At 63.5% G+C, this 1,845-nt stretch carries 1 protein-coding gene; it reads left to right on the plus strand.

Going from position 1 to position 1,845, the window contains the following annotated elements:
• Positions 1-1,845, plus strand: a 1,845-nt coding sequence (locus WCA53_RS15540) for an AAA family ATPase (RefSeq protein WP_423911930.1), incomplete at both ends; no start/stop codon positions are given.

The raw sequence follows: 1,845 nt of genomic DNA on the forward strand, positions 1-1,845 counted from the left end.
GCGGAAGGTTATCGGGTTCAGGGTGCCGCGCTGGCCGGCAAGGCAGCGGAAGGCCTGGAAGAGTCGGCAGGGATAGCCGCGAGGACGTTGGCGAGTTGGTCAAGGGGCTGGGACCGTGGGTTTGACCAGTTGGGGCCACGTGACGTGTTGGTGATTGATGAAGCGGGGATGGTGGGGAGCCGGCAGCTGTCGCAGTTCATCACCGAGGTAGAGCGGGTCGGCGCGAAAATTGTCGTGATCGGCGATCCGGGGCAGTTGCAGCCGATTGGCGCGGGCGCAGCCTTTCGGGCAGTGGCTGAGCGAGTGGGATTCGTTGAGCTCGAAGCTGTGCGCCGGCAGCGGGAAGACTGGCAGCGGGCCGCGTCGGTGGATTTTGGACGACATCGGACGGTTGAGGGATTGGCCGCCTATGCACAGCGAGGCGCCGTTTGCCTCGAAGCTACGGCCGATCGCGCTCGAGGCGCCATTGTGCGGGATGTCATTGCCGACACGGAGTCGCGCCCGGAAGGTTCGCGCCTGGTACTCGCGCATCGACGCGTCGACGTGCAGGCGCTCAATGAGGCGATTCGGATTGCACGGCAAAAGCGGGGTGAGTTGGCCACGGAGATTGTCTATCGGACGACCGAAGGCGAACGTGCCTTTGCCCCTGGCGATCGACTGCTATTTCGTGAAAACAACCGGGATCTTGGGGTTAAGAACGGCAGCCTTGGTGTCGTAGAGCGCGCCGAAGCGGGGCGGCTGCAGGTGCGGCTGGATTCAGCCAAGGGGCCGGGGCAAGGCCGGGTTGTATTGGTCTCAATGGCGGACTATGCGGCCATCGACCACGGGTATGCGACCACGATTCACAAAGCACAGGGCGCGACGGTCGATCGGGCCTATGTGTTTGCTTCCGAAACAATGGACCGACATCTCACTTATGTGGCGATGACACGGCATCGAGACGCGGTGCAACTCTACGCCAGTGGCGATGAGTTTCGGGATGTGGGGCAGCTGTCGGCCCGGCTTTCGCGCGCTCAGGCGAAAGAAACCACGCTGGACTATGCGCAACAGACGCCCTTGGAGCACGGCCAGCGGGAGCACTCGCGAAATGAGCAGACCGAGCGCGCAGGTTATGCCGAACGGCGCGGGATCGAGAGCGAAATTATTCCCAGAGGATTGGATCCGGTCATCGTATCGACCAGCGCCGAGGAATTGAGACCTGAGCGGCGCGTGGAAAGGGCGATTGCGTCGCTGGCTGAATCGTCGAATAAGGGAGTCACGAAAAAGCGCAGCATGTTTGACGGTCTAAAGCTCGGGCGAGGGCGATCCGATGGGCCTGCAACTGACGATCGGCGCGCAGGCGCTGTCCCAGCTCAACCGCACCCCACGGCCGAGCGTGACGCGTTTTCCGGACTGCATCTGTCGACACATGAGCCCACGCGCACGCGAGAAACGGCGCTACCCGGGCATGAAGAAGCCTTTGCCCAGGCGGTGGATCGCTATGCGCGCGCCTGGACAGATGTGGTGCGCATGAAAGAACAAGACCTTCCCATTCTCGAGCACCAGACGGCGGCGCTGCGCAAAGCGGGCGCCGCGCTGGACGTCGCACGTCCAGGCGCGACGCGAGATCTATTGAGCGCGCTCGCGCAGGAACCCGCTGTTGTCGATGCAATGACCGCGCAGCAGGGGCGTGAGCGAGTGACGCAACTTGTCGCCGGCATCGCGCACGAGGCGCGTGTGCGACAGGATCCGAATCTCCGGGCGGAGCGTTTTGTGCGCATTTGGAACGGACTTGAAGCGCAGCACGCGGAGAAGCTTTTCGAGCGCCCGCATGAGCGCGGGCCGAGCCTCAACCCGAGCGAAGCT

This window comes from Caballeronia sp. (genome assembly GCF_049581465.1).
Classification (GTDB): domain Bacteria; phylum Pseudomonadota; class Gammaproteobacteria; order Burkholderiales; family Burkholderiaceae; genus Caballeronia.